The organism is Thermoactinospora rubra, from assembly GCF_002093975.1.
Lineage (GTDB): Bacteria > Actinomycetota > Actinomycetes > Streptosporangiales > Streptosporangiaceae > Nonomuraea > Nonomuraea rubra_A.
On sequence record NZ_MSZZ01000023.1, the window covers coordinates 120,628 to 146,899 of the forward strand.

Annotated in this window: 28 protein-coding genes and 1 pseudogene; 11 read left to right on the top strand and 18 right to left on the bottom strand. The window is 71.3% G+C overall.

Annotated features, from left to right (window positions below):
* Nucleotides 1–46: 46 nt before the first annotated feature.
* Nucleotides 47–1,054 (top strand): SIS domain-containing protein, encoded by a 1,008-nt coding sequence (locus BSB02_RS23145; protein WP_084961754.1) that lies wholly within the window; start codon nucleotides 47–49, stop codon nucleotides 1,052–1,054.
* Here BSB02_RS23145 and BSB02_RS23150 read toward each other — a convergent pair.
* Nucleotides 1,041–2,291: pseudogene (locus BSB02_RS23150) on the bottom strand (RNA-guided endonuclease InsQ/TnpB family protein). The gene BSB02_RS23145 and the pseudogene BSB02_RS23150 sit on opposite strands and share 14 nt — an antisense overlap.
* A 149-nt stretch (nucleotides 2,292–2,440) precedes the next feature.
* Here BSB02_RS23150 and BSB02_RS23155 point away from each other — a divergent pair.
* Nucleotides 2,441–3,316 carry a PfkB family carbohydrate kinase gene (locus tag BSB02_RS23155; RefSeq protein WP_084961758.1) on the top strand — a complete coding sequence of 292 codons (876 nt, stop codon included), beginning with the start codon at nucleotides 2,441–2,443 and terminating at the stop codon, nucleotides 3,314–3,316.
* A 38-nt stretch (nucleotides 3,317–3,354) separates the two neighbouring features.
* Nucleotides 3,355–4,482 carry a LacI family DNA-binding transcriptional regulator gene (locus tag BSB02_RS23160; protein WP_084961760.1) on the top strand — a complete coding sequence of 376 codons (1,128 nt, stop codon included), beginning with the start codon at nucleotides 3,355–3,357 and terminating at the stop codon, nucleotides 4,480–4,482.
* Between the two features lie 37 nt (nucleotides 4,483–4,519).
* Here BSB02_RS23160 and BSB02_RS23165 read toward each other — a convergent pair whose 3' ends face one another.
* Nucleotides 4,520–5,086, bottom strand: coding sequence for a TetR/AcrR family transcriptional regulator (locus tag BSB02_RS23165; RefSeq protein ID WP_206184844.1), 567 nt, complete (start codon nucleotides 5,084–5,086; stop codon nucleotides 4,520–4,522).
* A gap of 75 nt (nucleotides 5,087–5,161) precedes the next feature.
* Here BSB02_RS23165 and BSB02_RS23170 point away from each other — a divergent pair, with 75 nt between their 5' ends.
* Nucleotides 5,162–5,734, top strand: a complete 573-nt coding sequence (locus BSB02_RS23170) for a dihydrofolate reductase family protein (protein ID WP_084961764.1) — start codon at nucleotides 5,162–5,164, stop codon at nucleotides 5,732–5,734.
* On the opposite strand, the gene BSB02_RS23175 is transcribed toward BSB02_RS23170, so the two are convergent.
* The 3 genes from BSB02_RS23175 to BSB02_RS23185 all read right to left on the bottom strand — a co-directional run bounded on the left by BSB02_RS23175 (nucleotide 5,707) and on the right by BSB02_RS23185 (nucleotide 7,171).
* Entirely contained in the window at nucleotides 5,707–6,234 is a 528-nt protein-coding gene (locus tag BSB02_RS23175) for a dihydrofolate reductase family protein (protein ID WP_084961766.1), read from the bottom strand. The genes BSB02_RS23170 and BSB02_RS23175 overlap by 28 nt on opposite strands.
* A complete protein-coding gene (locus BSB02_RS23180) occupies nucleotides 6,231–6,647 on the bottom strand; it encodes a VOC family protein (protein WP_084961768.1) in 417 nt (138 codons plus the stop codon). Before BSB02_RS23180 ends, BSB02_RS23175 begins: the two co-directional genes overlap by 4 nt.
* A 131-nt stretch (nucleotides 6,648–6,778) precedes the next feature.
* Entirely contained in the window at nucleotides 6,779–7,171 is a 393-nt protein-coding gene (locus BSB02_RS23185) for a helix-turn-helix domain-containing protein (protein ID WP_240506602.1), read from the bottom strand.
* A gap of 52 nt (nucleotides 7,172–7,223) precedes the next feature.
* On the opposite strand from BSB02_RS23185, the gene BSB02_RS23190 reads away from it, so the two are divergent.
* Nucleotides 7,224–7,991: a hypothetical protein gene (locus tag BSB02_RS23190; protein ID WP_084961772.1), complete on the top strand. Its 768-nt coding sequence runs from the start codon at nucleotides 7,224–7,226 to the stop codon at nucleotides 7,989–7,991.
* A gap of 24 nt (nucleotides 7,992–8,015) precedes the next feature.
* On the opposite strand, the gene BSB02_RS23195 is transcribed toward BSB02_RS23190, so the two are convergent.
* Nucleotides 8,016–9,137 carry a GuaB3 family IMP dehydrogenase-related protein gene (locus BSB02_RS23195; RefSeq protein ID WP_240506603.1) on the bottom strand — a complete coding sequence of 374 codons (1,122 nt, stop codon included), beginning with the start codon at nucleotides 9,135–9,137 and terminating at the stop codon, nucleotides 8,016–8,018.
* A gap of 6 nt (nucleotides 9,138–9,143) precedes the next feature.
* Nucleotides 9,144–10,622: an IMP dehydrogenase gene (guaB, locus tag BSB02_RS23200; protein ID WP_084961774.1), complete on the bottom strand. Its 1,479-nt coding sequence runs from the start codon at nucleotides 10,620–10,622 to the stop codon at nucleotides 9,144–9,146.
* Nucleotides 10,623–11,160: 538 nt separating this feature from the next.
* On the opposite strand from guaB, the gene BSB02_RS23205 reads away from it, so the two are divergent.
* Nucleotides 11,161–12,153, top strand: a complete 993-nt coding sequence (locus BSB02_RS23205) for a helix-turn-helix transcriptional regulator (protein WP_240506604.1) — start codon at nucleotides 11,161–11,163, stop codon at nucleotides 12,151–12,153.
* 50 nt (nucleotides 12,154–12,203) lie between these two features.
* A complete protein-coding gene (locus BSB02_RS23210) occupies nucleotides 12,204–12,581 on the top strand; it encodes a DUF5319 family protein (protein WP_084961778.1) in 378 nt (125 codons plus the stop codon).
* Here the strand turns inward: BSB02_RS23210 and BSB02_RS40695 are convergent.
* The 4 genes from BSB02_RS40695 to groES all read right to left on the bottom strand — a co-directional run bounded on the left by BSB02_RS40695 (nucleotide 12,542) and on the right by groES (nucleotide 15,709).
* Nucleotides 12,542–12,712, bottom strand: a complete 171-nt coding sequence (locus tag BSB02_RS40695; protein ID WP_158088708.1) for a hypothetical protein — start codon at nucleotides 12,710–12,712, stop codon at nucleotides 12,542–12,544. The two genes, BSB02_RS23210 and BSB02_RS40695, sit on opposite strands and share 40 nt — an antisense overlap.
* A complete protein-coding gene (locus BSB02_RS23215; protein ID WP_143591039.1) occupies nucleotides 12,709–13,344 on the bottom strand; it encodes a sigma-70 family RNA polymerase sigma factor in 636 nt (211 codons plus the stop codon). Before BSB02_RS23215 ends, BSB02_RS40695 begins: the two co-directional genes overlap by 4 nt.
* Before the next feature lie 360 nt (nucleotides 13,345–13,704).
* Nucleotides 13,705–15,327, bottom strand: a complete 1,623-nt coding sequence (gene groL / locus BSB02_RS23220) for a chaperonin GroEL (protein ID WP_084961780.1) — start codon at nucleotides 15,325–15,327, stop codon at nucleotides 13,705–13,707.
* A gap of 70 nt (nucleotides 15,328–15,397) precedes the next feature.
* Nucleotides 15,398–15,709, bottom strand: coding sequence for a co-chaperone GroES (groES, locus tag BSB02_RS23225; RefSeq protein WP_012887898.1), 312 nt, complete (start codon nucleotides 15,707–15,709; stop codon nucleotides 15,398–15,400).
* Between the two features lie 340 nt (nucleotides 15,710–16,049).
* Here groES and BSB02_RS23230 point away from each other — a divergent pair, with 340 nt between their 5' ends.
* The 3 genes from BSB02_RS23230 (at nucleotide 16,050) to BSB02_RS23240 (ending at nucleotide 19,524) form a co-directional block, all read left to right on the top strand.
* Nucleotides 16,050–16,664 (top strand): Uma2 family endonuclease, encoded by a 615-nt coding sequence (locus BSB02_RS23230; protein ID WP_240506605.1) that lies wholly within the window; start codon nucleotides 16,050–16,052, stop codon nucleotides 16,662–16,664.
* Between the two features lie 27 nt (nucleotides 16,665–16,691).
* Nucleotides 16,692–17,882, top strand: coding sequence for a class I SAM-dependent methyltransferase (locus tag BSB02_RS23235; RefSeq protein ID WP_084961785.1), 1,191 nt, complete (start codon nucleotides 16,692–16,694; stop codon nucleotides 17,880–17,882).
* 178 nt (nucleotides 17,883–18,060) lie between these two features.
* Nucleotides 18,061–19,524 carry a coiled-coil domain-containing protein gene (locus BSB02_RS23240; RefSeq protein WP_084961787.1) on the top strand — a complete coding sequence of 488 codons (1,464 nt, stop codon included), beginning with the start codon at nucleotides 18,061–18,063 and terminating at the stop codon, nucleotides 19,522–19,524.
* A gap of 89 nt (nucleotides 19,525–19,613) precedes the next feature.
* Here BSB02_RS23240 and BSB02_RS23245 read toward each other — a convergent pair whose 3' ends face one another.
* Nucleotides 19,614–21,359: an ABC transporter ATP-binding protein gene (locus BSB02_RS23245; RefSeq protein WP_206184845.1), complete on the bottom strand. Its 1,746-nt coding sequence runs from the start codon at nucleotides 21,357–21,359 to the stop codon at nucleotides 19,614–19,616.
* Nucleotides 21,360–21,414: 55 nt separating this feature from the next.
* On the opposite strand from BSB02_RS23245, the gene BSB02_RS23250 reads away from it, so the two are divergent.
* Nucleotides 21,415–22,020, top strand: a complete 606-nt coding sequence (locus BSB02_RS23250; RefSeq protein WP_084961944.1) for a TetR/AcrR family transcriptional regulator — start codon at nucleotides 21,415–21,417, stop codon at nucleotides 22,018–22,020.
* On the opposite strand, the gene tsaD is transcribed toward BSB02_RS23250, so the two are convergent.
* The 6 genes from tsaD to BSB02_RS23280 are packed head-to-tail and all read right to left on the bottom strand — an operon-like array spanning nucleotide 21,964 to nucleotide 26,204.
* Complete coding sequence (gene tsaD / locus BSB02_RS23255) at nucleotides 21,964–22,983, bottom strand: tRNA (adenosine(37)-N6)-threonylcarbamoyltransferase complex transferase subunit TsaD (RefSeq protein WP_084961789.1); 1,020 nt, start codon at nucleotides 22,981–22,983, stop codon at nucleotides 21,964–21,966. The genes BSB02_RS23250 and tsaD overlap by 57 nt on opposite strands.
* A complete protein-coding gene (gene rimI, locus BSB02_RS23260) occupies nucleotides 22,976–23,407 on the bottom strand; it encodes a ribosomal protein S18-alanine N-acetyltransferase (protein WP_084961791.1) in 432 nt (143 codons plus the stop codon). Before rimI ends, tsaD begins: the two co-directional genes overlap by 8 nt.
* A gap of 11 nt (nucleotides 23,408–23,418) precedes the next feature.
* Nucleotides 23,419–24,057, bottom strand: coding sequence for a tRNA (adenosine(37)-N6)-threonylcarbamoyltransferase complex dimerization subunit type 1 TsaB (tsaB, locus tag BSB02_RS23265; protein WP_084961942.1), 639 nt, complete (start codon nucleotides 24,055–24,057; stop codon nucleotides 23,419–23,421).
* Nucleotides 24,058–24,078: 21 nt separating this feature from the next.
* Entirely contained in the window at nucleotides 24,079–25,002 is a 924-nt protein-coding gene (locus BSB02_RS23270) for an aminoglycoside phosphotransferase family protein (protein ID WP_084961793.1), read from the bottom strand.
* A 36-nt stretch (nucleotides 25,003–25,038) separates the two neighbouring features.
* A complete protein-coding gene (locus tag BSB02_RS23275; RefSeq protein ID WP_084961795.1) occupies nucleotides 25,039–25,578 on the bottom strand; it encodes a class F sortase in 540 nt (179 codons plus the stop codon).
* 2 nt (nucleotides 25,579–25,580) lie between these two features.
* Nucleotides 25,581–26,204 (bottom strand): hypothetical protein, encoded by a 624-nt coding sequence (locus BSB02_RS23280; protein ID WP_084961797.1) that lies wholly within the window; start codon nucleotides 26,202–26,204, stop codon nucleotides 25,581–25,583.
* Nucleotides 26,205–26,272: the final 68 nt, after the last annotated feature.

The following is a 26,272-nucleotide window of genomic DNA, read 5'->3' on the forward strand; positions in this document are numbered from 1 at the left end:
CGTGTGATACCGGTATCAGTCCGGTTGCTTGAGAAAGGACGCGACGATGCTCGGCTTCAACGAGCCCGAATTCCTCGCCCAGACCGCGAGCGCGGTCGCCCTGCGCCCGCACATCGAGGCGCTCGCCGACCGCCTGGCGGACGACGGGCTCGACGCCCTCCTCCTGGTCGGCGCGGGCGGCACCTACGCCCAGATGTGGCCGTACGAGCACCTCGCCCGGCGGCTGTCCGGACTCGACGTGCGCGCCGCCATCGCCGCCGAGCTGGTGGTCTCCGGCGACCGGGCGCTGTCGTCCGGCGGGAGGACCGCGGCGGTCTTCACCTCGGTCTCCGGCACCACCGACGACAGCATCCGGGCCATCGAGTACTGCAAGGCCGCCGGCGCCCACACGGTCGGCTTCACCGGCCAGGCCGACTCGCCCGTCGCCCGGCTCGTGGACGAGGCGTTCCTGACCGAGCCCAAGACCTGGCCCTTCGACGTCCAGATGCTCTACCTCATGGGCCGCCTGCTGGAGCGCCGCGGCGAGTTCGCCGGCTACGGCAAGCTCGCCGACGAGCTGGCCGGCATCCCGCAGGTCCTCCTCGAGGTCGCCAGGCAGGCCGAGCCGATGGCCGCGGCCTTCGCCGAGGCGCACAAGGAGACCGACTACTACTTCCTCGTCGGCGGCGGCAACCTGTGGGGATTCACCTACCTGTACAGCATGTGCATCCTGGAGGAGATGCAGTGGCTGCGCACCACCCGCGTGCACAGCGCCGAGTTCTTCCACGGCTCGCTGGAGCTGCTGGAGCCCGACACCAGCGTGCTGGTCTTCCAGGGCGAGGACGAGACGCGCCCGCTCACCGACCGCGCCGAGGCCTTCGCCAAGCGCATCTCGCGCGACGTGACCGTGTTCGACACGCGCGACTATCCGCTGGAGGGCGTCAGCCCCGAGTTCCGCGGGCTGCTCGCGCCGCTCGTCCTCGACACCGTGATGGGCCGCGTCAGCAAGCACCTGGAGCGGGTCCGCGGCCACTCGCTGGAGCTGCGGCGCTACTACCGCGTCATGGACTACTGACGGGCTTGACTTCCTCCCCTCCCTGAAGGGAGGGGATTCCAACCGTCGCCGGTCGGCCTTCCTGCTTCACCGCCGGTCGCCCCGTCCGAGAGGACTCCCGTTGAGGTCTTACGCCAGCTCCACAGGCGTTTCAACTCTCCGCCAGCCCGGCGGCGAGCAGGTTCTTCGCGGCGTTGACGTCCCGATCGTGGAACGCGCCGCAGGCGCACGTCCAGGTGCGGATGTTCAGCGGCATCGCCTTCTGCAGCGTCCCGCAGGCCGAGCACAGCTTGGAGGAGGGGAACCAGCGGTCCACCGCCACCAGGGTGCGGCCGTACCAGGCCGCCTTGTACTCCAGCATCGAACGGAGTTCCCGCCAGCTCACATCCGAGATGGCGCGGGCCAGGCGGCCGTTCTTGACCATGGTGCGCACGGTGAGGTTTTCCACGGCGATCACTTGGTTCTCGCGAACAAGCCGTGTGGTGACCTTGTGCAAGTGGTCGCGCCGCCGGTCGGCGATCCGGGCGTAGATGTGGGCCACCCGCATCCGGGCCTTGGCCCGGTTGTTCGACCCCTTGGCCGTGCGGGCCAGCGCCCGCTGCGCCTTGGCCAACGCGCGCCGATCGCGACGCTCATGGCGCGGGTTGACGATCTTCTCGCCGGTCGAGAGCGTGGCCAAGGCTGTGATGCCCGCATCCACCCCCACCGCCTGCCGGGCCGGCGGCAGCAGGGCGATCTTCTCCTCCACCAGGAGGGAGACGAACCAGCGCCCCGCCGCGTCACGGGACACCGTCACGGTGGACGGCTCGGCCCCCTCCGGCAGGGGCCGCGACCACACGATGGCCAGCGGCGCCTCCATCTTCGCCAGCGTGAGCCGGCCCTCGCGCCAGCGGAACGCCGAGCGGGTGTACTCCGCCGACGCCCGCGACTTCTTGCGAGACTTGAAGGTGGGGTACTTGGCGCGGCGGGCAAAGAAGTTCGCGAAGGCCGCCTGCAGGTGCCGCAGCGCCTGCTGGAGTGGCACGGACGACACCTCGGCCAGGAACGCCAACTCCGGCGTCTTCTTCCATCGGGTGAGCGCTGCGGAGGACTCCACGTAGGAGACACGGCGCCCTTCCAGCGTGTAGGCGCGGGTGCGATCCTCCAGTGCCTTGTTGTAGACGTAGCGGACGCAACCGAAGGTCCGGGCAAGCTCTTCGGCCTGCTCCGGGGTCGGGTAGAAGCGGTACTTGTAGGCCCGCTTCACGATCTGCGCCACGCCTCACATTCTACCGCGCGATCAGTTAAGAGGCCTCCTGCTTCGGGAGACGGCGGTTCGCCTGACGGCGAATCGCCTGTCCCTGCCCTGCTCCGCAGGAGCCCGGTTCCTCCCCCGCCTGAAGACGGGGGTTTCCTCGGAGGCATTCGATGAGGGTTCTCGGCTTCGGCGACAACATCGTCGACCGCTTCGTCGACCGGGGCGTGGACTACCCCGGCGGCAACAGCGTCAACGTCGCCGTCTACGCCAGGCGCCTCGGCCTGGAGGCCGCCTACCTGGGCGTCTTCGGGTCCGACCCGCTCGGCGCCTTCCTGCGGGAGGCGATCGCGGCGCAGGGCGTCGCCGTCGACCGGTGCGTGGTGCGCTCCGGCGAGACCGGGGTGTCCACGCTGCGGGTCGACGACGGCGAGCGGATCTTCCTCGGCTGGAACGGCGGGGGCGTCACGGTGCGGGAGCCGCTCGTGCTGGACGACTCGCTGCTGGACTACGTCGCCGGCTTCTCCCTGGTCCATTCGAGCGTGTACTCCCGCAGCGAGAGCGAGCTGCCCAAGCTGGCGGCGCTGCCCACGCTGGTGAGCTTCGACCTGTCCAGCGAGGAGGACTACCGGACGCCCGGCTACCTCGACCTCGTGTGCCCGCACGCCGATCTCGTCCTGCTCTCCTGCTCGCACCTGGACGAGGCGGCGACCCGCGCCCTGCTGGCCGACGCGGTACGGCGGGGCGCCCGGCTCGCGTTGGCGACGCGCGGCGTCGAGGGGGCGATCGCCACCGACGGCGCCGTCACCGCCGCCACGCCCGCCCGGCCGGTCGGGCGCGGCCTTGTGGACACCATGGGGTGCGGTGACGCCTTCCTCGCGGGCTTCGCCGTCTCGTTGCTGCGTGACGGGTGGAGCGCGCGTGCCGTACCGGATGAGGCCATGCTCTCGCGGGCGCTGCGGGCGGGCGCCGGCGCGGCGCACGACCAGTGCTTCGTCGAGGGCGCCTTCGGACACGGCAGGCCGGCCGAGCCGCAGGCCGTAGCATGAGGCCAGCCGGCGCACGCGAGAAATGAGGGACACGCTCCATGCCTGCTGAGCGGGGCCAGGGTCCGGGACGGGGAGCCACCGACCGCGGCTCGGCCGGACGGCCGACGATCTCCGAGGTGGCGGCCGAGGCGGGGGTCGGCAGGGCGACCGCCGCCCGCACTCTCGGCGGCTACGGCTACGTCAGCCCCGAGCTGCGCGAGCGCGTGCTGGCGGCGGCCCGGAAGCTCGGCTACCGGACCAACGCCCTGGCGCGCAGCATGTCCACCGGCGTCACCCACACCATCGGGGTGATCGTCGCGGACATCGGCAACCCGTTCTTCGCCGGCGTCATGCGCGGCATCTCCGACACCTCGCGCGCCCGCGGCTTCGACACGCTGGTGCTGAGCACCTACGAGGCGCTGGAGGAGGAGGTGGCGGCCACCGACGTGCTCATCGACAAGCGCGTCGACGGCATGATCATCTCCTCGGCCGCGGTGGACAGGGGCGAGGTCGCGCACATCAGGGCCGCCATCGACCGGGGCGTGCCCGTCGTCCTGGTCGACCGGGCCGTGGCGGCGCTCGACCTCGACACCGTGGTCATCGACAACCGCGACGCGGCCCGCGAGGCCGTCGAGACGCTCGTCGAGGCGGGCCACCGGCGCATCGGCTTCGTGTGGGGGCCGCCCGCCGCCGAGCAGCCCGCGACCCGCCGGGGCCTGCTGGCCCGCACGTCGCGGAACCTGTGGACCGACGGCGAGCGCCTGCGCGGCTACCTCGACGCGCTGGACGACGCGCGCATCCCGTTCGACCCCGAGCTGGTCATGGTCGGCGAGAAGAGCGAGCGCCACGCGGCCCAGGAGGTCGCGCGCATGCTCGCCCTGCCCGACCGCATCACGGCGGTGTTCTGCACGGAGGCGGAGGCCGTCATCGGCGCCCTGCGCGCGATCCGCGCCGCGGGGCTGTCGTATCCCCGCGACGTCTCGATCATCGGTTTCGACGACAGCGCCTGGGCGGCGGTCATGGAGCCGCCGCTGACGATGATCGAGCAGCCGGTGCACGAGCTGGGGGCGACGGCCGCCCGCGTGCTGCTCGACGTGCTCGAAGGCGCCGAGCCCCGCCGGGAGATGCACACGCTGCGCTCGCGCCTCATCGTCCGCTCCTCCGTCGGCCCCGCCCCCGCCGGCTGAGCCGTTCTCACAGGAACTCGCAGGGACTCACAGGAACTCACAGGAAGCGGTCCACGGCGGCCTCCACGAGGGCGGCCGCCTGCTCCTCGGTGAGCACGTCGGGCAGCGTCAGCCGTTCCACGATGAGCCAGTTCAGGGCCAGGTAGAGCAGCAGGACCGAGGTCTCGTCGCCGGGCATGCCGGACTTGAGGTGGTTCGTGATGTTGAAGGAGACGTCGGCGCGCACCCGCTCGGTCAGGATCTTCTGCAGTTCCGGCCGCCGGGTGGCCTCCAGCCGCAGCTCCAGCAACGCGAGGTAGCCGGTGCGGAAGGCCGTGACGCGGTCGACGGTCTCCCTCAGCAGGCCCTTGACCGCCTCGCGGGTCTTCGGGCCCTCGGCGAGCCTGGCCATCGTGGCCGCGTCCGGCTCCAGGCGCTCGTAGAAGCGATAGCCGACCTGGGTGAGCAGGTCGTCGCGGTTGGCGAAGTAGTTGGACGCCGTGCCGGGGGGCACCGCCGCCTCGGCGTCGACGGCGCGGAACGTTAGCCCGCGCGCTCCCTCCCTGGCCAGCACCTCGATGGCCGCGTCGAGCAGCGCGCGCCGCCGTTCCGGATTCCTCCGCACTTGACACCACTCCATCTGTAGTACTACGGTCATAACCACTACAGACAGAGTACTACTAGCGAAGTGGAAAACGGTATGCGAAAGCTTGTGTACTACGTCGGCGTCTCCATCGACGGCTACATCGCCGGCCCCGGCCACGACATCTCGTTCTTCCCGCTGCCCGACGACATGCTCGCGTGGATCGGCGAGGAGTACCCGGAGACCCTGCCCACCCACGTCCGCCCGCACCTCGGCCTGGCGGACGCGCCCAACCGGCACTTCGACACGCTGGTGATGGGCCGCGGCACCTACGAGCCCGGTCTGGCCATCAACGTGACCAGCCCCTACGCCCACGTGAAGCAGTACGTCGTGTCGCGCACCCTCACCGGGATCGACGACCCCGCCGTGGAGTTCGTCAAGGACGACCCGCTCGGCCTCGTGCGCGAGCTCAAGCGGCAGGACGGCATGGACGTCTGGCTGGCCGGCGGCGGCAGGCTGGCCGCCGCGCTGCTGCCCGAGATCGACGAGCTGGTCGTCAAGAGCTACCCGGTCGTCGCCGCGAACGGCACCCGGGCCTTCGACGGCGACTTCCAGCCCACCCCCTTCACCCCGACCGCCACCAGGACCTTCAGCAACGGCGCTCAGGTCACCTGGTTCGCCCGCCGGTAGGTCAGCCGCACCGCTCCCGAGGCGTACGGCTTGGCCTCCTCCAGGGCGAACGCGAACTCGTCCCCCTCGAACAGCCGGCGCCCGGCGCCGACAGTGACCGGGCACACGATCAGGCCCAGCTCGTCCACCAGGTCGTTGCGCAGCATCCACCGCACGAGGGTGGGGCTGCCCACGACCTGGATCAACCCCTCCTCCCTCAGCTGGCCGATCTGGTCGGGCGCGACGAGCGTGGAGTTCTGCCAGTCGGCCTTCTCGAGCGTCGTGGACACCACGTACTTGCGCACGGAGTTCATGTGGGCGGCGTTGGGCAGGTCGGAGTGCGGCCAGGAGGCCGCGAACTCCTCGTAGGTGCGCCGCCCGAGCAGCATGCCGGCCTGCTGGGCCATCGACTCGGCCATCTCCTGCGCCGCGTCGGGGCTGAAGTACGGCTGCTGCCACGCCCCCGGGTTCTCCACGACGCCGTCGAGCGTGATGAACAGCCCTGCCGCGATCTTCCTCATGGTCCCCTCCTCAGCGGCTGCGTCAGCCGCCAGTGGTTGCCGAACGGATCACGGAAGGCGGCGTCGACGCCGTAGAAGCGCTCGTGCGGCGCCTCGACGAACTCCACGCTCTTGGCCCTGAGCTCCTCGTAGGTGGCCCGGCAGTCGTCGGTGAACAGCGCGCCGGTGCCCCACCCGCCCTTGGCGACCAGGGAGCGCACGATCTCGGCCGTCGCCTCGTCCATGACCGGCGGCGCGGGCACCGCGAGCATGACGCTGAGCTCGGGCTGCTCCGGCGGGCTGACCAGCACCCACCGCTGCCCTTCGGCCTCCATGTCGGCGGCGGTCTTGAACCCCAGCTTGCCGACGTAGAAGTCGAGGGCCACATCATGGTCGAACACCCAGACGCACACCAGGCCCAGAGCCGTGATCATGACTTTCCCTCCGTGTCCGACCACCGTAGGAAGGGGCGGTGGCCTATCGCTTCTCCAAAACGCTCCACTCTTTGGGTCCAAAACGCTCAACTCTTTGGGTCCAAAACGCCCATTCTTTGGGTCCAAAACACTCATCCTGTGGGCCTCGTCCACATCGACACCAGGCAGCTCGGCAGCGTCGCCAGCTCGGGCGGAACCGCTCTGGCCCGGTAGGCGCTCGGGCTCTCCCCCACGAAGCGCTTGAACTGCGTGCTGAACGACCCCACGCTGGTGAAACCCACCTCATGACACACCTGCGTGACGGTCAGCTCGCCCTCGCGCAGCAGCGCCTTGGCCCGCTCCAGCCGCCGGGTGAGCAGGTAGCGGTGCGGGGTCTCGCCGAAGGTGTGCTTGAAGGTCCGGGCGAAGTGCTGGGGCGACACCCGCGCGCTGCGGGCCAGCGCCGCGACGTCCAGCGGCTCGGCGTAGCACCGGTCCATCAGATCCCTCGCCCGCAGCAGGTGCCTGGCCAGCGGAACCCTCATAGTCGTCATTGAACCAGCCGGACCTCCCCTTCGTCTGGAGGGTGTGGCTTGGATGACTGTCCCGGCGCGGCTGCTCGCCGTCGTGGCGCTGGCCGCCGGCCTTGTCCTGGTTCCGGCGGGTACGGCATGCGCCTGCTCCTGCGCCGAGCTGACCGCGCGAGAAGCGGTCGGCAACGCCTCCAGCGTCTTCACCGGCACGGTGGTGGCGACACGGCAGGTCGCCGGCGATCCTCTCGGCCCGCGCCCGCCCATCGTCGTGACCTTCGAGGCCGACCAGATCTACAAGGGAGCCGCCAAGGCGCGCTTCGACGTGGCGACGAACGCCGACAGCGCGGCCTGCGGTTACGCCTTCCAGAAGGGCAGGCGCTACCTCGTCTTCGCCGCCCGCGGAGAGTCGGGGCTGTTCGCCGTGGATCCGGGGGTGGCGCTGCACACGTCGTTGTGCTCGGGCAACATGGCCCTGCGGGCGGGCAAGGGGCCGCTGAAGAAGGGCGACGGCCTGCCGGGCAGCGGCGAGACCGTCGACCGCGCGCTGCTCACCGCCCTCGGCACGCCGACCCCGGCCCCGCGCGCCACCCGGGCGCCATCGGCCTCCCGCACTCCGGCCACCTCGGGCTCCTCCGGCACCGCGACAACCCGCAGTGTCCCGGCCGGCTCCGGCACCCATGGCTCGGCGGCGCCCGGCACGGATGCTCCGGCGGACACCCGCCCCGTGTCGGCCGCCTCGCAGCTCACCGGGAACGCCGCGCTGCTGGGCGTGCTGGCCGCCGCGGCGATCGCCGGGGCGGCCTGGCTGGCCCTGCGCCTGCGCCGGCGCTGACCGCCCGCCGTACGCCGGGAAAGGTCAGCGCTGCGGCGGCGCCACGACCACCTCGACGCGCTGGAACTCCTTGATGTCGGAGTAGCCCGTCGAGGCCATCGTGCGCTTGAGCGCCCCCATGAGATTCATCGACCCGTCGGCGGCCGACGACGGCCCGTGCAGGATCTGCTCCAGGGTGCCGACGGTGCCGAAGTGCACCCGCTTGCCGCGCGGCAGCTCGGGGTGGTGCGCCTCCGACCCCCAGTGGAAGCCCCGCCCGGGCGCCTCCACGGCGCGGGCCAGCGGCGAGCCCACCATGACGGCGTCGGCGCCGCAGGCGATGGCCTTGGCGATGTCGCCGGAGGTGCCCATGCCGCCGTCGGCGATGACGTGGACGTAGCGCCCGCCCGACTCGTCCATGTAGTCGCGCCGGGCCGCGGCCACGTCGGAGATCGCGGTCGCCATGGGCACGGCTACGCCCAGCACGTTGCGCGTGGTGTGCGATGCGCCGCCGCCGAAGCCGACCAGCACGCCCGCCGCGCCCGTGCGCATCAGGTGCAGCGCCGCCGTGTAGGTGGCGCAGCCGCCGACGATGACCGGCACGTCGAGCTCATAGATGAACTGCTTGAGGTTCAGCGGCTCGGCCCGGCCGGAGACGTGCTCGGCCGAGACGGTGGTGCCGCGGATGACGAAGATGTCGACGCCCGCGTCGATGACGGCCTTGTGGTACTGGGCCGTGCGCTGCGGCGACAGCCGTACGGCGGTGGTCACGCCGGAGGCGCGGATCTCGGCGATGCGCCGGCCGATCAGCTCCTCCTTGATCGGCTCGCGGTAGATCTCCTGCAGCCGCCTGGTGGCGGCGGCGTCGTCGAGGGTGGAGCACTCCTCCAGCAGCGGCAGCGGGTCCTCGTAGCGGGTCCACAGGCCCTCGAGGTCGAGCGGGGCCAGGCCGCCGAGCTTGCCGATGGCGATGGCCGTGGCCGGCGACACCACGCTGTCCATGGGCGCCACGACGACGGGCAGTTCGAACCGGTAGGCGTCGATCTGCCAGGTGATCGAGACCTCTTCCGGGTCGCGGGTGCGGCGAGAGGGCACCAGGCCGATCTCGTCGAGCGCGTAGGCGCGGCGGCCGGTCTTGCCGCGGCCGATCTCCACCTGCTGCGTCATCTGGGCTTACCTTCCGTGGTAGTTCGGAGCCTCGACCGTCATCTGGATGTCGTGCGGGTGGCTCTCCTTCAGGCCGGCCGAGGTGATGGGCATCAGCTGCCCCTTCTCGTGCAGCTCGGCGATGGTGCGGCAGCCGGTGTACCACATGCCCTGGCGCAGGCCGCCGACGAGCTGGTGGACGACGGCGGCGACCGGGCCGCGGTAGGGCACCTGGCCCTCGATGCCCTCGGGGATGTACTTGTCCTCGCCGCTCTCGGCCTGGGCGTAGCGGTCTTTGCTGAAGGAGGAGCCGCCGCGCTCGCGGTTGCGCACCGCGCCGAGCGAGCCCATGCCGCGGTAGGACTTGAACTGCTTGCCGTTGATGAACAGCAGTTGCCCGGGCGACTCCTCGCAGCCGGCCAGCAGCGAGCCCAGCATGACGGTGTCGGCGCCCGCGGCGATGGCCTTGGCGATGTCGCCGGAGTATTGCAGGCCGCCGTCGCCGATCACCGGGACGTCCGCCTCGCGGCAGGCCTGCCAGGCCTCGTAGATGGCGGTGAGCTGCGGCGCGCCCACGCCCGCGACGACACGGGTGGTGCAGATGGAGCCGGGGCCCACGCCCACCTTCACGGCGTCGGCGCCCGCCTCGACGAGCATCTGGGCGCCCGCGCGGGTGGCGATGTTGCCGCCGATGACCTCGACCCTGCTGTTGGCCTTGATCTTGCCGATCATGTCGGCCAGGCCCTTGGAGTGGCCGTGGGCCACGTCGACCACGATCACGTCGACCCCGGCCTCGACGAGCGCCTTGGCCCGCGCCTCGCCGTCGGGGCCCACGCCGACGGCGGCGCCGACCATGAGCCGGCCGTCGGCGTCCTTGGTCGACAGGGGGTACTGCTCGCTCTTGGTGAAGTCTTTGACCGTGATGAGGCCGCGCAGCCTGCCCTCGGCGTCGACGAGCGGAAGCTTCTCGATCTTGTTCTTGCGCAGGAGGGCGAACGCCTCGTCGTTGGAGACCCCGACCGGCGCGGTCACCAGCGGCATCGGGGTCATGACCTCGCGGACCGGGCGGGAGTGGTCGGTCTCGAAGCGCATGTCGCGGTTGGTCACGATGCCGACCAGCCTGCCGTCGGCGTCGGTGACCGGCACGCCGGAGATCCGGTAGGTGGCGCACAGCTTCTCGACGTCGGCGAGGCAGTCGTCGGGGGTGCAGGTGACCGGGTTGGTGACCATCCCGGCCTCGGAGCGCTTGACCAGGTCCGCCTGGGTGGCCTGCTCCTCGATGGAGAGGTTGCGGTGGAGGATGCCGATGCCGCCCTGGCGGGCCATCGCGACCGCCATGCGGGCCTCGGTCACGGTGTCCATGGCCGCGGAGATCAGCGGGATGTTGAGGGTGATGCCGCGCGACAGCCGCGAGGTGGTGTCGGCCTCGCCGGGTTGCATGTCCGAATAGCCCGGCACGAGGAGCACGTCGTCGAAGGTGAGACCGGTGTCGGTGAACTTGGACATGGTGCGGACCCCTCCCCAGCGCGCTTGCGGCGATTCCCCAGTCTAGGGCCTGGCGCGGAATGGGCCGGAGCCGGCGAGCAGGCACGGGACGAGGCGCCGGGAAAGCATCGGAAAGCGCTGAGAGGGGCCGGAGGACGGCGACCCCCACGAACCGGTCCGCCGTCCTCACGGCGACATGCGCGCTGGGGGATCGGCCGGCCGGTGATCCGGCCGATCCCCCAGCCACCGGCATCCGCGCGGGGCGCGGGCTGCCATCGAACCCCCCTCCGCGTCCAGATGGCCACGCCCCGTCCGCGTTGACGATGCCGACGCTGGGTTAAGACTGCGTTACTCCGGGACACAAGACAATGGCACTTGGTGCAGTTGCACGAAGTTGCATCGGCCCGCCCGCGCAACCGCGATCATTCCTCGCAACCCACGGACAGCGCCGGAACGGCGGGTTATCCTCGCGACACGCCCGTTGGGCGCCGCCGCCCGCACGGCTCCGGCGCCCCTTCCCCCGACGGAGCCCGCGATGCCGAACGAGTCGATGTCATCGATGTCACCGGATCCTCTGGAGACGCTGGGCCTGGAGCCGACGCAGACCGCCCTGTACACCGCGGTGCTGCGGCTGCACAAGGCGACCGTCCACGACCTGGCCGCCGCGACGGACGATCCGGTGGAGAAGGTCGGCCGCCAGATGGACGAGCTGGTACGGCTGGGCATCGTGGACGAGCGGTCGGGCGAGTACCTGGCCAGGCATCCCGCCGCGGCGCTCGGCCGGCTGATCGCCGAGCGGCTGGACCGGCTGGCGGAGGAGAGCCGCAGGATCGACTCGGCGCTGGGGTCCATCCGCAACCTGATCGGCGCCTACGACGCGGGGCGCGACTACCAGGACGGTCGGTTCCCCGTCGAGGTGGTCAGCGGGGCCGACGTGCTGTACGAGAGCGTGGTGGGCATGGCGGTCCAGACGCCGCCCATGGAGATCGTCACGGTCATCCCCGACGCGCGCACCATGACCGACTTCGTTCGAAAATTTGCGGATTCTTGGCTTGATATGCAGAAGCGCGGGCTGCTGACGGTCCGCATGATCGTCCCGGTCGGCACGCTGCCCCTCCCGGGCGTCCGCGAGCAGCTCAGGCGGCTGGTCGACACCGGCGGCGAGGTCCGCACGCTGGTGCGGCCGCCGAGCTGGTTCCTCATCGCCGGCCAGGCCGCCGCCGGGCTGCCCGCGTACTGGGGCGGCAACCTGCCCGAGCAGGCCTACCACTTCTACCTGGTGCGCGCGCACATCGTCGTGGGCGTGCTGCGCTCGCTGTTCGAGGAGCTGTGGGGCCGGGCCGTACCCCAGGCATGGGGACGCAGGGGCGACGGCATGATGCAGGTCATCAGGCTCGCGGCGCAGGGCATGTGCGACGAGTCGATCGCCCGGCACCTGGGGGTGTCGGTGCGGACCGTGCGCGCCCGCTTCGCCGACGCGATGGCCGAGCTCGGGGCCCAGTCGCGGTTCCACGCGGGGGTGGAGGCGGCCCGCCGCGGCTGGCTGGGATGAGCCGGGCCCGGACTGGCGCTCATGTCCCCATCAGTCACTATCGTGGAAAGGTGCAGGAAGACGACCCCCGCGACCCCTTCGCGGACGATCCCGACGACCCCACCTCGGCGATGGGCGACATCGACGACCCCGTGCCGCTGACTCCGGAGGAGCGGGACGAGGCGATCACCGACCTGGCCGACGTGGAGGTCTTCCGCTCGCTGCTCGAACCGCAGGGCGTGCTGGGCCTGGTCCTGGACTGCCCCGAATGCGGCGAGCAGCACTACTTCGACTGGGAGCTGCTGCGGGGCAACCTGCGCCAGATGATCGAGAACGGCCGGGCGCAGGTGCACGAGCCCGCCTTCCACCCCGACCCCGCCGACTACGTGAGCTGGGAGTACGCGCGCGGCTACGCCGACGGCGTCATCGACACCGAGGAGCGCCGCTGAGCGGTCTCCGTGACGTCGGCCACGAGGGCGGCGAGCAGCCGTACCGCCGGATCGCCGCCGGCGACCTCGCCTCGTGACACGGCGGTGAGCAACTCGTCGGTGGCCTGAAGGTCGGGCTCCTCCGGCGTCAAGCCGACTCCAGCTCCACCATCTGCCGCAGTCTGGCCAGCGCGCGATGCTGGGCCACGCGAACCGCACCGGGTGACATGCCCAGCACATTACCGGTTTCCTCGGCCGACAGTCCCGACACCACCCGGAGCAGGAGCAATTCCCGTTGATTGGCGGGAAGCTTGGAAAGCAACCTTCGGGCGTGTTCGACCTCTATGTACCTTACGACCGTTTCTTCCGGTCCCGGCCCCTCGTCCGGCCCGTCCGGAAGGTCCTGGGTCGGTACGGCGGAGCGCACCGAACTCCGCAGCGCGTCGGCCACCTTGTGCGAGGCGATTCCGAAGACGAAGGACGCGAAGGGCCGACCCATGTCCCGATATCTCGGCAACGCGGACAGAACCGCGATGCAGACCTCCTGAGCCACGTCGTCTGCTATGTGGTACTGCCCGGCGACCCGCCCGAGCCTGGCACGGCAATAGCGCACCACCATCGGCCGGAGCTCCCCGAGCAGCGACTCGATCGCCCCCGGGTCTCCCTGGACGGCCAGGCTGGTCAGTTCCCGAAGCTCAGAGTCGTCCGCTCGTACCGGAAGTCTCGACGCGAGCCTTACCCCAATTTTGGCGTCGGCGACGCTTCCCTCGCTCACGATAGGCATGATGCCCGCGAGGGTCGGCCCTGTCGTCATAGCGAACGGCTACGGATTGGTCACATTGATGAGAAGATAACCCGCAGTAATCGGCCGACGACACTTCGCCTTTCGAAACTTCTTCATATTTCAGTTGATATGCGGAAATGGGGGTTATTCGTCAGAGGCCGTGACGAGCGCAGACGCTTTACGGCCGTGGCCGGTTTACGCGGGAAAGAAGTTTCCATCCTGATCGCAAGGATGAAGCCTTCATGCGGAGGGCCCGGGCCACGGAAGGGGCCCGGACGACGGAAGGGCCCGCCCCTGCCGGGACGGGCCCTTCGCGGTGAAGCCGACGGACGCCCCAGCGTCCGTAACCGGTGGCCGTGCTCAGTGGCCGTGGCCGTGACCGTGCCCGTGGCCGCCGGCGGCCGGGGCCTCCTCCTCGGGCTTGTCGACCACGAGGGCCTCGGTCGTGAGCAGCATGCCGGCGATGGACGCGGCGTTCTGCACGGCCGAGCGGGTGACCTTGACCGGGTCGATGACGCCCTGGGCGATCAGGTCGCCGTACTCGCCGGTCGCGGCGTTGAGGCCGTGGCCCACGGGCAGCTCGCTCATCTTGGCGGTGATGACGTAGCCCTCCAGGCCGGCGTTCTCGGCGATCCAGCGGGCCGGCTCGACCAGCGCGCGGCGCACGATGCCGACACCGGTCGCCTCGTCGCCGGCCAGGCCGAGGTCGTCGAGCTCCTTGGCGATGTGGACCAGCGCGGAGCCACCGCCGGAGACGATGCCCTCCTCGATCGCGGCGCGGGTCGCGGAGATCGCGTCCTCCAGGCGGTGCTTCTTCTCCTTCAGCTCCACCTCGGTGGCCGCGCCGACGCGCAGCACGCACACGCCGCCCGCGAGCTTGGCCAGCCGCTCCTGCAGCTTCTCGCGGTCCCAGTCGGAGTCGGTCTGCTCGATGGCCAGCCGGATCTCGCGGACGCGGTCCTCGATCGCCTTGGGGTCGCCGGCGCCGTCGACGATCGTCGCGGTGTCCTTGGTGACCACCACGCGCCGGGCCTGGCCCAGCACCTCCAGGCCGACGTGCTCCAGCTTCAGGCCCAGCTCCTCGCTGACGACGGTGCCGCCGGTGAGGATGGCCATGTCCTGCAGCATCGCCTTGCGGCGGTCGCCGAAGCCGGGGGCCTTGACGGCGCAGGAGGTGAAGGTGCCGCGGATCTTGTTGGTGACCAGGACGGCCAGGGCCTCGCCCTCGACGTCCTCGGCGACCACGAACAGCGGCTTCTTGGTCTGGGCGACCTTCTCCAGCAGCGGCAGGAAGTCCGCGATGGAGGAGATCTTGCCCTGGTGGAGCAGGACGTAGGCGTCCTCGAGGACGGCCTCCATCCGGTCGGGGTCGGTGACGAAGTACGCCGACAGGTAGCCCTTGTCGAACTGGAGGCCCTCGGTGAACTCCAGCTCCAGGCCCATGGCGTTGGACTCCTCGACGGTCAGCACGCCGTCCTTGCCGACCTTGTCGAACGCCTCGGCGATCAGCTCGCCGATCTTGGCGTCCTGCGCGGAGATCGTGGCGACGTTCGCGATCTCCTTCTTGTCCTCCACCTGGCGGGCGCTGGCCAGCAGCTTCTCGCTGACGGCCTTGGCGGCCTGGTCGATGCCCCGCTTGAGGGACAGCGGGTTGGCGCCGGCGGCGACGTTGCGCAGGCCCTCGCGGACCATGGCCTGGGCCAGGACGGTGGCGGTGGTGGTGCCGTCACCCGCGATGTCGTTGGTCTTGGTGGCCACTTCCTTGGCGAGCTGGGCGCCGAGGTTCTCGTAGCGGCCCTCGAGCTCGATCTCGCGGGCGATGGTGACGCCGTCGTTGGTGATCGTCGGCGCACCGAACTTCTTGTCGATGACCACGTTGCGACCGCGCGGGCCGAGGGTCACCTTCACGGCGTCCGCGAGCGCGTTCACGCCGCGCTCGAGCGCACGCCGCGCGTTCTCGTCGAACTCCAGAATCTTCGGCATTGATGAGTCCTCTCCTGCGTCGAAAGCCCCGGCCGCTCATACCAAGCGCCCGGGGCTCGACATTTCCGGCTTACTTCTCGATGATCGCGAGAACGTCACGGGCGGAGAGCACGAGGTACTCCTCGCCGCCGTACTTGACCTCGGTGCCGCCGTACTTGCTGTAGAGGACGATGTCGCCCTCCTTGACGTCGAGCGGAATCCGCTTGTCGCCGTCCTCGTCCCAGTTGCCGGGGCCGACAGCCAGGACCTTGCCCTCCTGCGGCTTCTCCTTGGCAGTGTCCGGGATGACAAGGCCGGAAGCGGTGGTCTGCTCGGCCTCAAGCGGCTGGACCACGATGCGGTCGCCGAGCGGCTTAACGGGAACCTTGGTGGCGGTCGTCACGATCGGACCTCCCCTTCAGATTGAATGATCTAGAAGAGGCGACCAGCGGCCTGCCGTCGCGGGTGTCAGACCTGCCTCGTCGCATGTTGGCACTCTCAAGGGGAGAGTGCCAACACGAAACATATGCAAGAGGGGCTTGACAGTCAACACGAACTGCCTCAGCGCAGGTACGAGCCTTCTGCCAGGCTGGACAACAGGCGACGGCGATCCTCCGCAAACTTCCGGTCTCACCCGGCGACACGGAGGCGTGAATGGGGGAACATCTCTAGAAGGTGTGCCATCGAACAGAATGTGGTCCGACGGACACCGTAAGCGATCAGCCGACGCTACAGTGAGTGATGTGACAGCCACGATGGAGCGCACCCGAGACGTTCTCGCGAACTGGCCCTACCCCCCCGAGGGCGGGTGGACGGCCGACGATCTCGATCTGCTGCCGCAGGACGGGCCCAACGGTGAGCTGGATCTGTTCAAGCGGGTCGAACTCGTCGACGGAGAACTCATTCTCATGTCCCCCCAGCGCCGGTTCCACGAACGTGTCATCGCCAACCTGCGTTACCTGTTGCGCGCACAGGCTCCGGACTCCCTCGCCGTCGCCACACAGATGGACATCAAGATCGCCCCCAGGCAGCGGCCCTGTCCCGATGTCCTGGTGATCGACGCAGCGGCCGACGACGACGGGGTGACCTGCTACCCGCCCTCCGCGGTTCGCCTCGTCGTCGAGGTCGTCTCCCCCGAGTCGGAGCATCGCGACTGGAAGCGGAAGCCGGACATCTTCGCCCAAGCCGGAATCCCCCACTTCTGGATCGTCGAGGAGGAGCACGGCAAGCCCGCCGTCCACACCTTCGAGCTCGAAGCGCACCGGGGCCAGTACGGCAGCACCGGCATCTTCCGCGGCAAGCTCGCCCTCGACCGCCCCTTCCCCGTCAACCTCGACCTCGCCGACCTGCTGCGCTGACCGCGACGTGCACTACCGTCGTGAGATGTGGACCTCGACGCGTTCCTCGGCCTGCTGACCCCGCGCGGGCAGAAGGCCCTCGCCGAGGCGGCCGAGCTGGTGGGCGCCGATCCCGTCGCCGCCGCCACGAGGCTCCGCCGTACCTATGACGCGAGCATCACCTCCGCCGCCCTCACCCAGGCGGCGCTGCGCGAGCGGGCCAAGGTGAAGTTCGGCGACGACGCGGCGCGCATGTACTTCACCCCGCACGGGCTCGAACAGGCCACCCACGGCGAGGTGGCCGCCCACCGGGTCCGCCGCCTCGCGAGCCTGCTGCCGGGCCTCGACGGCCTGCGCGTCGCCGACGTCTGCTGCGGCATCGGCGGCGACCTGATCACCCTCGCCCGCGCGGGCTGCGTCGTGGACGCGGCGGACCTCGACCCGCTGACCGTCGCCGTGGCCCGGGCCAACGCCGACGCGCTGGGCGTGGGCGAGCGGGTCCGCATCCGCGTGGCCGACGCCGCCGACGTCGACCCCTCGGCCTTCGACCTGCTGTTCGCCGATCCCGCGCGCCGCACGAGCCGCGGCCGGACCTTCGACCCCCTGGCGTACTCGCCCTCCTGGCCCGTCGTCGTCGACCTGCTGCGCCGGGCGCCCGCCGCGTGCGTCAAGGTCGCGCCCGGCCTGCCGTACGACCTCATCCCCGGCGGCGCCACCGCCGAGTGGGTCTCCCACCGGGGCGAGGTCAAGGAGGCCACGATCTGGACCGGCGCCCTCGGGTACGGCGGAGCCGGCCGTCTGGCCACGCTCCTGCCCGGCGGCCACACGCTGAGCCCGACCGGCGCCGTCGCCGCCGTCGGTCCCCTGGGCGCCTACCTCTACGAGCCGGACGGCGCCGCGATCCGCGCCCATCTGGTCGCCGAGGTGGCCGACCTGGTCGGCGGCCGGCTGGCCGATCCGCTGATCGCCTACATCAGCGGCGACGAGCCGGTCGACACCCCGTGGGCGGTGAGGTACGAGGTGCACGGGGCGTTCCCCTTCAACCTCAAGCGCCTGCGCAAGGAGCTCCGCGACCGCGAAATAGGAAATGTCACCATCAAGAAGCGCGGCTCGGCTCTCGATGTCGAGAAATTGCGCAGGGATCTTCGGCTTTCTGGTGAAAAATCAGCCACAATCGTGCTCACGCGAGTGATGGACCAGCCTTTCGCCTTGCTCTGCTCCCCATCCCGGCCTGCGTAAACGGGATAATCATCGTCTTTCATCGTCGGCCCAGAAACACCATGATCCAATGGCTATGCTGAACCCCGCCTCCCGTGGCCTGAGCCATTGCCATTCTCGCGGCACGAGGGGAGATGCCTAGACCCGGACCCAACCCACCGCCGCGCGCGGACGTCGTCGGCGGGCGAAGGAGCCATCGGTGGATCATTCCAACCACACCACCCTTCTCCAGGCAGGCAGCCAGACCGCCATCTCCGACCGCATGCGGGAGCTGCTCGCGCGCGCCGCCCAGGACCACGTCTACGAGCAGCGCACCCAGGGCGCGGTGCTCGACGAGATCCGCCAGCGCCTGGAAGGCATGGAGTGGCTGCTCCGCGAGGTCCGAGAGCGGGAGCTGGGAGGTCTGAGCGGCACGCTGGAGACGGTCAGCGGGCGGCTCGACGAGTTCGCCGCCCGCCCGCCCGGCTGGGCGGAGGGCCTGGCCCAGCACGTGGAGGCGGTGCGCGACCACGTCGACGCCGTCGGCGAGCGCGTCACGCCGCTCGGCGAGCTGCCCAGCCTGTGGGCCGACGTCAGCGCGGTCGGCGAGAACGTCGACGAGGTGCTCAAGCGCGTCCAGGTCCTGCTTGAGGGCACCGAGGGCCTGGCCAAGAGCATGGCGGACGTCGTGGGCAGGCTCGCCCAGCTCGGCTCGCACATGGAGGCGGCCGCCAACCGGTTCAGCCGCCTCGACAAGGCCGTGGCCGACCTGACGACCAGGGCCGACCGCATCGAGGGCGGCGTGCTCGACCTGTCGGAGCGGGTGGAGGAGAAGGTGGCCGAGGCCACCCAGCGGCTCGAAGGCCGCCTCACCGCCGCCACCGAGCTGCTGTCCACCACGGTCGACCAGGTCAGCGCCAGGGTCGACAGCGTCGAGGAGGTCGTCACCGCGCGCCTGGACGGGCTCGACGGCCGCGTCGAGCGGGTGGACGGCCGCCTGATCGGGGTGGACAACCGGCTCGGCAGCGTCGACAGCCGGATCGAGACCGCCGACGCTTTCCTGGCCGACATCGACACGCGCCTGGACGGCATGGACAAGCGCCTGAACGTCGTCGACGGGCACCTCGGGCGGCACGACGACCGGTTCGACTCGCTCGACGGGCGCATCGACAGCCGGTTCACCACGCTCGACGAGCGGATGACCATCGCGGACAACCGGCACGAGGCGCGCTTCACCGGCGTGGAGTCCCGGATCGGGGCCCTCGACGAGCGGCTCGGCGAGGTGGAGGAGCACCTGTGCGGCCGCCTCGACGCCGTCGACGCCCGGGCCGAGCAGGCCAGGGAGCAGCTGGAGGCGGTCGACGACCACGTCGAGGCCGTCAACCAGCGCATCGGCCAGCTGCCCGCGACGTTGGGGATCAGCCAGCAGGTGGGCGAGCTGCTCGACGGGGTCACCGTGGAGCACGTCAGGCGCCTGGACGCGCTGGACGAGCGGCTGGCCACGGCCGCCGCGACGCTGACGGAGATCGTGCGCGAGCGGCCGGACCGGGACGAGGTCAGCGAGACCGTCTCGGGCATCGTCGAGCCGGCGACCGGCGATCTCACCAAGCGGCTGAGCGCGCTGGAGGAGACCATGCTGGCGCTGGCCGAGGCGCTGCTGCGCCCGTCCCGCCCCAAGGACTGAGCCGAGGACCGAGCCCAGAGACTGGGACCCCATGGGCTGACCCACGGGCCGGGCCCGAGGACCGGATCCAGGGGCCGGGCCCGGCGGACTCACGCGGCGACCCCGGCTCCCTCGATGCGCAGCGCCTCCACCAGCCGCCGGTAGAGCTCGTCGGAGGCCAGCAGCTCCTCGTGCGTGCCGCGTGCGCGGATGTGCCCGCGGTCCACCACGACGATGGTGTCGGCGTCCATCACCGTCGACAGGCGGTGCGCGATCGTCACCACCGCCCCTTCGGCGGCGCGCCGCCGTACACAGTCGTGGACCGCCGCCTCGGTGAGCGCGTCGAGCTGGGCCGTCGCCTCGTCCAGCAGCAGCACCTCGGGTTCGCGCAGCAACGCCCGGGCGAGCGCGATCCGCTGGCGCTCGCCGCCTGAGACCGAGGCCGAGGTCAGCTCGGTGTCCAGCCCGTGCGGCAGGCCGTCCACCTTCGCGGCCAGCCGTACCTCCTCCAGGACCCGCCGCAGCTCCTCCTCGGAGGCGTCGGGGCGCGCGTAGAGGAGGTTGTCGCGGATGGTGCCGGGCACCACGGGGGCGTCCTGCTCGACGTAGGCGAGCCGGGCGCGGACCTCGTCCGGGGTCAGCTCGGCGTACGGCACGCCGTCGAGGAAGACCTCGCCCTCTCGAGGCCGCAGGAAGCACAGCAGCAGCGAGAACAGCGTCGTCTTCCCGGCTCCTGAGGGGCCGACGAGCGCCGTGTGCCCGCGACGCGGAATGGCCAGGTCGACGCCGCGAAGAGCGGGCTCGGCGTCCGGCCCGTAGGCGGCGGTGACGCCGCGCAGCTCCAGCACCGGCGCGCCGTCGGAGGCCCGGCGCGTAAGGGCCGAGACGCCGCCCCGCCGTACCTTCTCCACCTCCAGGGCGTCCACCTCGCGCATGCGCTCGGCGGCGGCCAGGCCGGACTGGAGGGCCGTGACGTTCTGGCTGAGCTCGGTGACGGGGTCCAGCAGGCCGAAGGAGTAGAGCAGGAACGCGATCAGGCTGGAGACCTCCAGGGCGCCGGAGGCGACCCGCCAGGCGCCGATGCCGAGCACGAGGATGATCGCGAGCTGCACTCCCGACCACGCGATGGTCCAGGCGAGCGCCTCCTTCTTGACGACGCGCACGCCGTGGGCGGCCGAGGTCCGCGCGTCGGCGATGATCCGTTCGGCCTGCCGGTCCTCGGCGCGGCTGGCCTTGACCGTCTTGATGGCGCGCAGCGCGCCCTCCAGGACCCCGCCCATCCGGCCCACGGAGTCCTGGGCCTGGGCCTGGCCGGTGGCGATGGCCGGCATGAGCGCGAGGAACAGGAAGGCGACGACGGCCACCGCGCCGAGCGTGACGCCCAGCAGGACCAGGTCGAGCACGCCCATCAGGACGAGCGTGCCGGCCAGCATGACCATGCCGTTGACGAGGCCGATCACGCTGGAGGTGGCGGCTTCGCGAAGCAGGACGGTGTCGGAGGTGACCCGGGCGACGAACTCGCCGGGCGGTCGCCTGGTGATGTCGGGGACGGTGGCGCGCAGCAGGCGGCGGATCATCGACTCGCGGGCGTCGAGCACGACCCGCTCGCCGACCGCGCCGAGCATGGCCCACTGCCGGTACCCGATGGCGGACCCGACGACCAGCAGCACGAGCAGGGCGGCCACCGGCTGGAGGAGGGAGCCCGAGGTGGCCAGGGCGTCCAGGACGGCCTTGGTGACCATGGGCGTGGCCAGGCCCATGGCCGAGCCGACCAGCGCCAGCAGCAGCCCCAGGGCCAGCGTTCTCCTGTGCGGGCGCGCGAACGACCACAGGACACGCAGCTTCGGAACATTCATGACCAAAAGTGGAACATATCTGTTCCATAGAAGTCAATCGAGTACCGTATTGGACATGGTCGATGAGAGCCGGACACGGGCCCGCACCAGGCGTGCCATCCTCGACGCCGCCGTCACCGTCCTGTCCAAGGACCAGGGGGCCTCGCTGTCCGACGTCGCCGCGGTGGCGGGGGTGGGGCGCACCACGGTTCACCGCTACTTCCCCGAGCGTTCCGACCTGCTGGAGGCCATCGGCGCCGACCTGCTGGAGAAGGTGGCGGCCGCCACCGCACGCGCCAAACTCGCGGAGGGACCCGCGCTGGAGGCGATCGACCGGCTCTGCCAGGAGTACTTCGAGCTCGGCGACGGCCTGATGCTGATGTTCGAGCTGCCGGAGATGATGAACTGGGCGGGCTGGGAGGAGGAGACCGAAGCCGACCGCGCCCTCACCCGCCTGGTGGAGCGCGGCCACGCCGAAGGCGACATCGACCCCGAACTCGACGCGCCCTGGGTGCAGCAGGTGCTGTGGTCCCTGCTCTACGCGGCCTGGTCGCACATCAGGGACGGCGCGCCCAAGCACGCGACCATGGCCCGGTGCCTGCGGACGCTGCGCAAGGCCCTCGCGTCAGACGTGGACCGTCGTGATGGGCAGCGAGGAGTCGGCCGGGATCTCCAGCGATGAGGGCGTGACGCCGGCCGCCACCAGGTCGGCGCCCAGCGCGGCGACCATCGCCCCGTTGTCCGTGCAGAGCCCCGGGCGGGGCACGCGCAGCCGTACTCCGGCCGCGTCGCACCGCTCCTGGGCCAGGGCACGCAGCCGCGAGTTGGCCGCCACCCCGCCGCCGATCAGCAGGTCGTGCACGCCGTACTTCTTGCACGCCTGGAGCGCCTTGCGGGTGAGCACGTCGACGACGGCCTCCTGGAAGGACGCCGCCACGTCGGCGACGTTGACCGGCTCGTGCGCCTCCACCCACCGGGCGACGGCCGTCTTGAGCCCGGAGAAGGAGAAGTCGAGCGTGCCGTCGTCCATCTTGCCCCGCGGGAACGCGATGGCGTCGCCGGAGCCCTCGCGGGCGACCCTGTCGATGTGGGGTCCGCCGGGGAAGGGCAGCCCGAGCACCCGCGCGACCTTGTCGAACGCCTCCCCCGCCGCGTCGTCGACGGTCGACCCCAGCGAGATCACGTCGGAGGCGACGTCGGGGACGAGCAGCAGCGAGGAGTGCCCGCCCGAGACCAGCAGCGCGATGCACGGCTTGGGCAGCGGCCCGTGCTCCAGCTGGTCGACCGCCACGTGCGCGGCCAGGTGGTTCACGCCGTAGAGCGGCACGCCCAGCCCCAGCGAGTAGGCCTTCGCGGCGGCCACGCCCACCAGCAGCGCGCCCGCCAGTCCGGGACCGGCGGTGACCGCGACGGCGTCGACGTCGGACAGCTTCACGCCGGCCTGGGCGAGCGCCCGCTCGACGGTCGGCGTCATGGCCTCCAGGTGGGCGCGGGAGGCCACCTCGGGCACCACCCCGCCGAAGCGGGCGTGCTCGTCGACGCTGGAGGCGATGGTGTTGGCCAGCAGCGTGTGCCCCCGGACGAGCCCCACGCCGGTCTCGTCGCAGGAGGTCTCGATGCCGAGAACAAGCGGCTCGTCAGCCATCCAGTTTCCTCTTCATCACGATCGCGTCGGTGCCGTCGTCGTAGTAGCGGCGGCGGACGCCGATCTCCTGGAATCCGAACTTCTCATACATGGCGCGTGCCGGCGGGTTGTCCGCGCGCACCTCGAGGAACACCTCGACGGCGCCCCTGCGCGCGGCCTCGGCCAGCAGCTCGGTGAACATCGCGCGGCCGATGCCCTTGCCGCGGTGGGCGGCGAGCACGGCGATGGTCTGCACATCGGCCTGGTCGGCGGCGGCCGCCAGGCCGGCGTAGCCGACGATCCGGCCGTCCTCGACCGCCACCACGTAGTGGCGGCTGCGCGGCTGGTCGGCCAGCTCGCCGCGCATCATGCCCTCGCTCCAGGCGTCGAGCGGGAAGGTCTCCCGTTCGATGGCCATGACCGCGGGCAGATCCTCGAGCGTCATCTGCCGGAGGATCAAGGGGTCACCCTCTTGGGCGCGCCGGGCACCACCGCGTCCGGCCGCCGCAGGTAGATGGGACGCGGCCGGTCGAGCTGCGCGCCCGCCGCCATCCGCTCGGCCGCCAGGGCGGCCAGGAAACCCGCCAGCGGGTACGGCGGAGCCACCGGCCGGCCGAGGAGCTCGGGATACAGGCCGGGACCGACCACGGGCAGGCCGCCCGCCGGCACGTCGGCCGGCTTGTCGACGAAGGGGCCCTCGATCCGCGTGCGCGCGTCGGCGTAGCGGGCCCAGAACACCTCCTTGCGCCGGGCGTCGGTCGCGACGAGGAACTCCTTGGCCAGGCCGCTGCCGTAGGCGAGCACGTCGAGGGTGCAGACGCCGTACGCGGGCACGCCGAGGGCGGTGGACAGGCTCTGCGCGGTCATGAGGCCGACGCGCAGGCCGGTGTAGGGTCCGGGGCCGGTGCCGGAGATGATCGCGGTGACGTCGCGGAGCGTCGCTCCGGCCTCGCGCAGGACCTTGTCGATGGTGGGGGCGAGCAGCTCGCCGTGCCGCCGGGCGTCGACCGTGGTCGACTCGGCGAGCACGCGCCCGCCGTCGTGCACCGCGGCGGTGACGGCGGGCGTCGCGGTGTCGAAGGCCAAGACCAGCACGGACGTCAAGCCTAGTACCGCTCAGCCGTTCTCGAGCCGTTCTCTCAGCCACTCCAGCGCCACCACGCCCTGGGCGCGCTGGAAGGCCCGGACCGTCGGCAGGCCCGGCGGGTCGGGCCGGCGGCCCTGCCGGACGAAGTAGCCGGTTATCGCGGCCAGCACGGCGGTGATCGCGGGGTCGGGGTCGTCGAGCAGCTCGTGCGGCGGCGGCCCGCCCTGCATGCGCACCGACGGCAGCAGCGCCAGCAGGTCGACCCAGGGCGCGCCGAGGCAGGCGTGCGGCCAGTCGACGAAGAAGACGCCCTCCTCGGTGAGGAGGATGTTGTCGGCCCGCACGTCGGCGTGCAGCAGGGTGTCGCCCTTGGCCGCCTCCGCCCAGCCCGCCTCCAGCTCGGCCAGGCGCTCCAGGTTGGCCAGCGCCCACGGGTCCAGGCCGGTGGTGTCCTCCTCCAGCAGCCGCCGCCAGCCGGTGAAGCTCTCGGCCAGCTTCTCGCCGATCGGCGGGGCGTCGACCGGCGACGGGGTCAGCGCCGCCGACATCTCGCCGAGCGCCCGCAGCACGCGGTCGAGCTCGGCGCGGTCCCACGGCTGGCGGGGATGGCGGCCGTCGACGTCCTCGAAGACGAGCACCACCCAGCCGTCCTGCTCGAAGTGGGTCAGCAGCCGGGGCGCCGGGACCGCGTCCGGCAGCCGCGCGGCGATCCTGGCCTCGTCGCGGTATATCCCCACCGACTGCGGGTACGGCGCGGCCTCCAGGGCCTTGACGAAGGCGCGCCGCCCGTCTTGCAGGCCCAGCCGTACGGCTGCCGCGGGCGAGAAGCCGCCGTTCTGCGTCTCGGCCCCCGTCACGCGCGCGCCGAGGAAGTCCTCGACGCGGGCGCGCACTCCCCGCGGGACGTCCTCCCACGGCACTCGCACCCCGGACGCGGGCGGGTTGTTGCTCATGTCCCCATCATCCGGACGGCCGCAACGGGTTTTCCGTCACGCGGGGGAGGCGTAGACGATGACGTTGTCGACGTACTCGTTCCTGGCGTAGTCGAAGCGCCCGCCGCAGGTGACCAGCTTGAGCCCGTCCTCGACGTAGACCTTGGTCGCCGGGAAGCGGTCCTTGTGCACCTGCTCGACGGCGTCGACCTTGTACTCGGCCACCTTGCCGTCGCTGCGCTCGACCCGCACGACCTGGCCCTTGCGCAGCTGCCGCAGCTTGTAGAAGACCGCCGGCTCGGTCTTGGTGTCGACGTGGCCGATGATGACCGAGGCGCCCTTCTCGCCGGGGACGGCGCTGTGCTTGTACCAGCCGGCCACGCCGGGCTTGTCGTACGGCGGCAGCTCGACCTCGCCGTTCTTGGTGAGCCCCAGCTTGATCAGCGGCGCTTCGAGGTCCAGCGACGGGATGTCGATGCTCTTGGGCACCACGGCCGCCGTCGTCCGCTGCGGCTGGGTCTGCACGGTCCGGCCGAAGACGACCAGGACCAGCCCGGTCGCGGCCCCCGCGAGCACCACACGGGAGAAGCGGGCCATGGCTAGCCGGTACGGCGGCGCCTGATCACCAGGCCGATCCCGCCGGCGAGCGCGAGGCCGAGCACCACGCCCGCGGGACCGAACGGGAAGCCGCCGCCCTCGTCGAGCTCCTTGCCGTAGGTGCCGCCGCCGCCCGCCCTGGGCGCCTTCGTGGGCACGACGGTCCTCGTCGGCGTGGCGGTGGGCTCACGCCGCACGCGCAGGGTGGCCCGGCCGGTGTCGTTGGTGCCCTCGCACCTGACGTCCACGGTGTAGGTGCCGGGCCGGGCCGTACGGGCCACCTCCGCCTGGCCGCGCACCCACGGGACGGGCGCGGGCGTGGGGGTCGCGCCGCCGGTGGGCCGGGCGGTCGGGGTGGCGGGCGGCACCGGGTTGAGGGTGACGGCCGAGACGAAGGCGTCGGAGGTCGCGCGGCCGGTGTGGGCGGGCCCGCCGGTGGGGATCGGGCAGTTGGCCAGCACCCACACCTTGGCGGCCTCGCCCTCGGTGACCGTGTCGGGGTTGAGCTGGACCTCGATGTTCGCCCGCGGCGTCGTCGAGGTCGGGCTCGCGGTGGGCGACCCCGTGGCGGTCGGCGATCCTGTGGGGGAGGAGGCTTCCGCTGTGCAGCCCGCTAACCCGATCATGACGATGGCACTCGCAAACGCGACTTGCCTGACCCTGAGCACGGCCGCACCCCACTCTGCCAGTTTCC

Coding starts and splice junctions, on each gene's coding strand:
- BSB02_RS23205 (WP_240506604.1), top strand. CDS start 11,161: ATGTCACCGGATCCTCTGGAGACGCTGGGCCTGGAGCCGACGCAGACC.
- guaB (WP_084961774.1), bottom strand. CDS start 10,622: ATGTCCAAGTTCACCGACACCGGTCTCACCTTCGACGACGTGCTCCTC.
- BSB02_RS23155 (WP_084961758.1), top strand. CDS start 2,441: ATGAGGGTTCTCGGCTTCGGCGACAACATCGTCGACCGCTTCGTCGAC.
- BSB02_RS23195 (WP_240506603.1), bottom strand. CDS start 9,137: ATGACGCAGCAGGTGGAGATCGGCCGCGGCAAGACCGGCCGCCGCGCC.
- BSB02_RS23170 (WP_084961764.1), top strand. CDS start 5,162: ATGCGAAAGCTTGTGTACTACGTCGGCGTCTCCATCGACGGCTACATC.
- BSB02_RS23175 (WP_084961766.1), bottom strand. CDS start 6,234: ATGAGGAAGATCGCGGCAGGGCTGTTCATCACGCTCGACGGCGTCGTG.
- BSB02_RS23180 (WP_084961768.1), bottom strand. CDS start 6,647: ATGATCACGGCTCTGGGCCTGGTGTGCGTCTGGGTGTTCGACCATGAT.
- BSB02_RS23190 (WP_084961772.1), top strand. CDS start 7,224: ATGACTGTCCCGGCGCGGCTGCTCGCCGTCGTGGCGCTGGCCGCCGGC.
- tsaD (WP_084961789.1), bottom strand. CDS start 22,983: ATGGCTGACGAGCCGCTTGTTCTCGGCATCGAGACCTCCTGCGACGAG.
- BSB02_RS23275 (WP_084961795.1), bottom strand. CDS start 25,578: ATGGCCCGCTTCTCCCGTGTGGTGCTCGCGGGGGCCGCGACCGGGCTG.
- BSB02_RS23245 (WP_206184845.1), bottom strand. CDS start 21,359: ATGAATGTTCCGAAGCTGCGTGTCCTGTGGTCGTTCGCGCGCCCGCAC.
- BSB02_RS23250 (WP_084961944.1), top strand. CDS start 21,415: ATGGTCGATGAGAGCCGGACACGGGCCCGCACCAGGCGTGCCATCCTC.
- BSB02_RS23270 (WP_084961793.1), bottom strand. CDS start 25,002: ATGAGCAACAACCCGCCCGCGTCCGGGGTGCGAGTGCCGTGGGAGGAC.
- rimI (WP_084961791.1), bottom strand. CDS start 23,407: ATGACGCTCGAGGATCTGCCCGCGGTCATGGCCATCGAACGGGAGACC.
- BSB02_RS23160 (WP_084961760.1), top strand. CDS start 3,355: ATGCCTGCTGAGCGGGGCCAGGGTCCGGGACGGGGAGCCACCGACCGC.
- BSB02_RS23215 (WP_143591039.1), bottom strand. CDS start 13,344: ATGCCTATCGTGAGCGAGGGAAGCGTCGCCGACGCCAAAATTGGGGTA.
- BSB02_RS23145 (WP_084961754.1), top strand. CDS start 47: ATGCTCGGCTTCAACGAGCCCGAATTCCTCGCCCAGACCGCGAGCGCG.
- BSB02_RS23185 (WP_240506602.1), bottom strand. CDS start 7,171: ATGAGGGTTCCGCTGGCCAGGCACCTGCTGCGGGCGAGGGATCTGATG.
- BSB02_RS23280 (WP_084961797.1), bottom strand. CDS start 26,204: ATGATCGGGTTAGCGGGCTGCACAGCGGAAGCCTCCTCCCCCACAGGA.
- groL (WP_084961780.1), bottom strand. CDS start 15,327: ATGCCGAAGATTCTGGAGTTCGACGAGAACGCGCGGCGTGCGCTCGAG.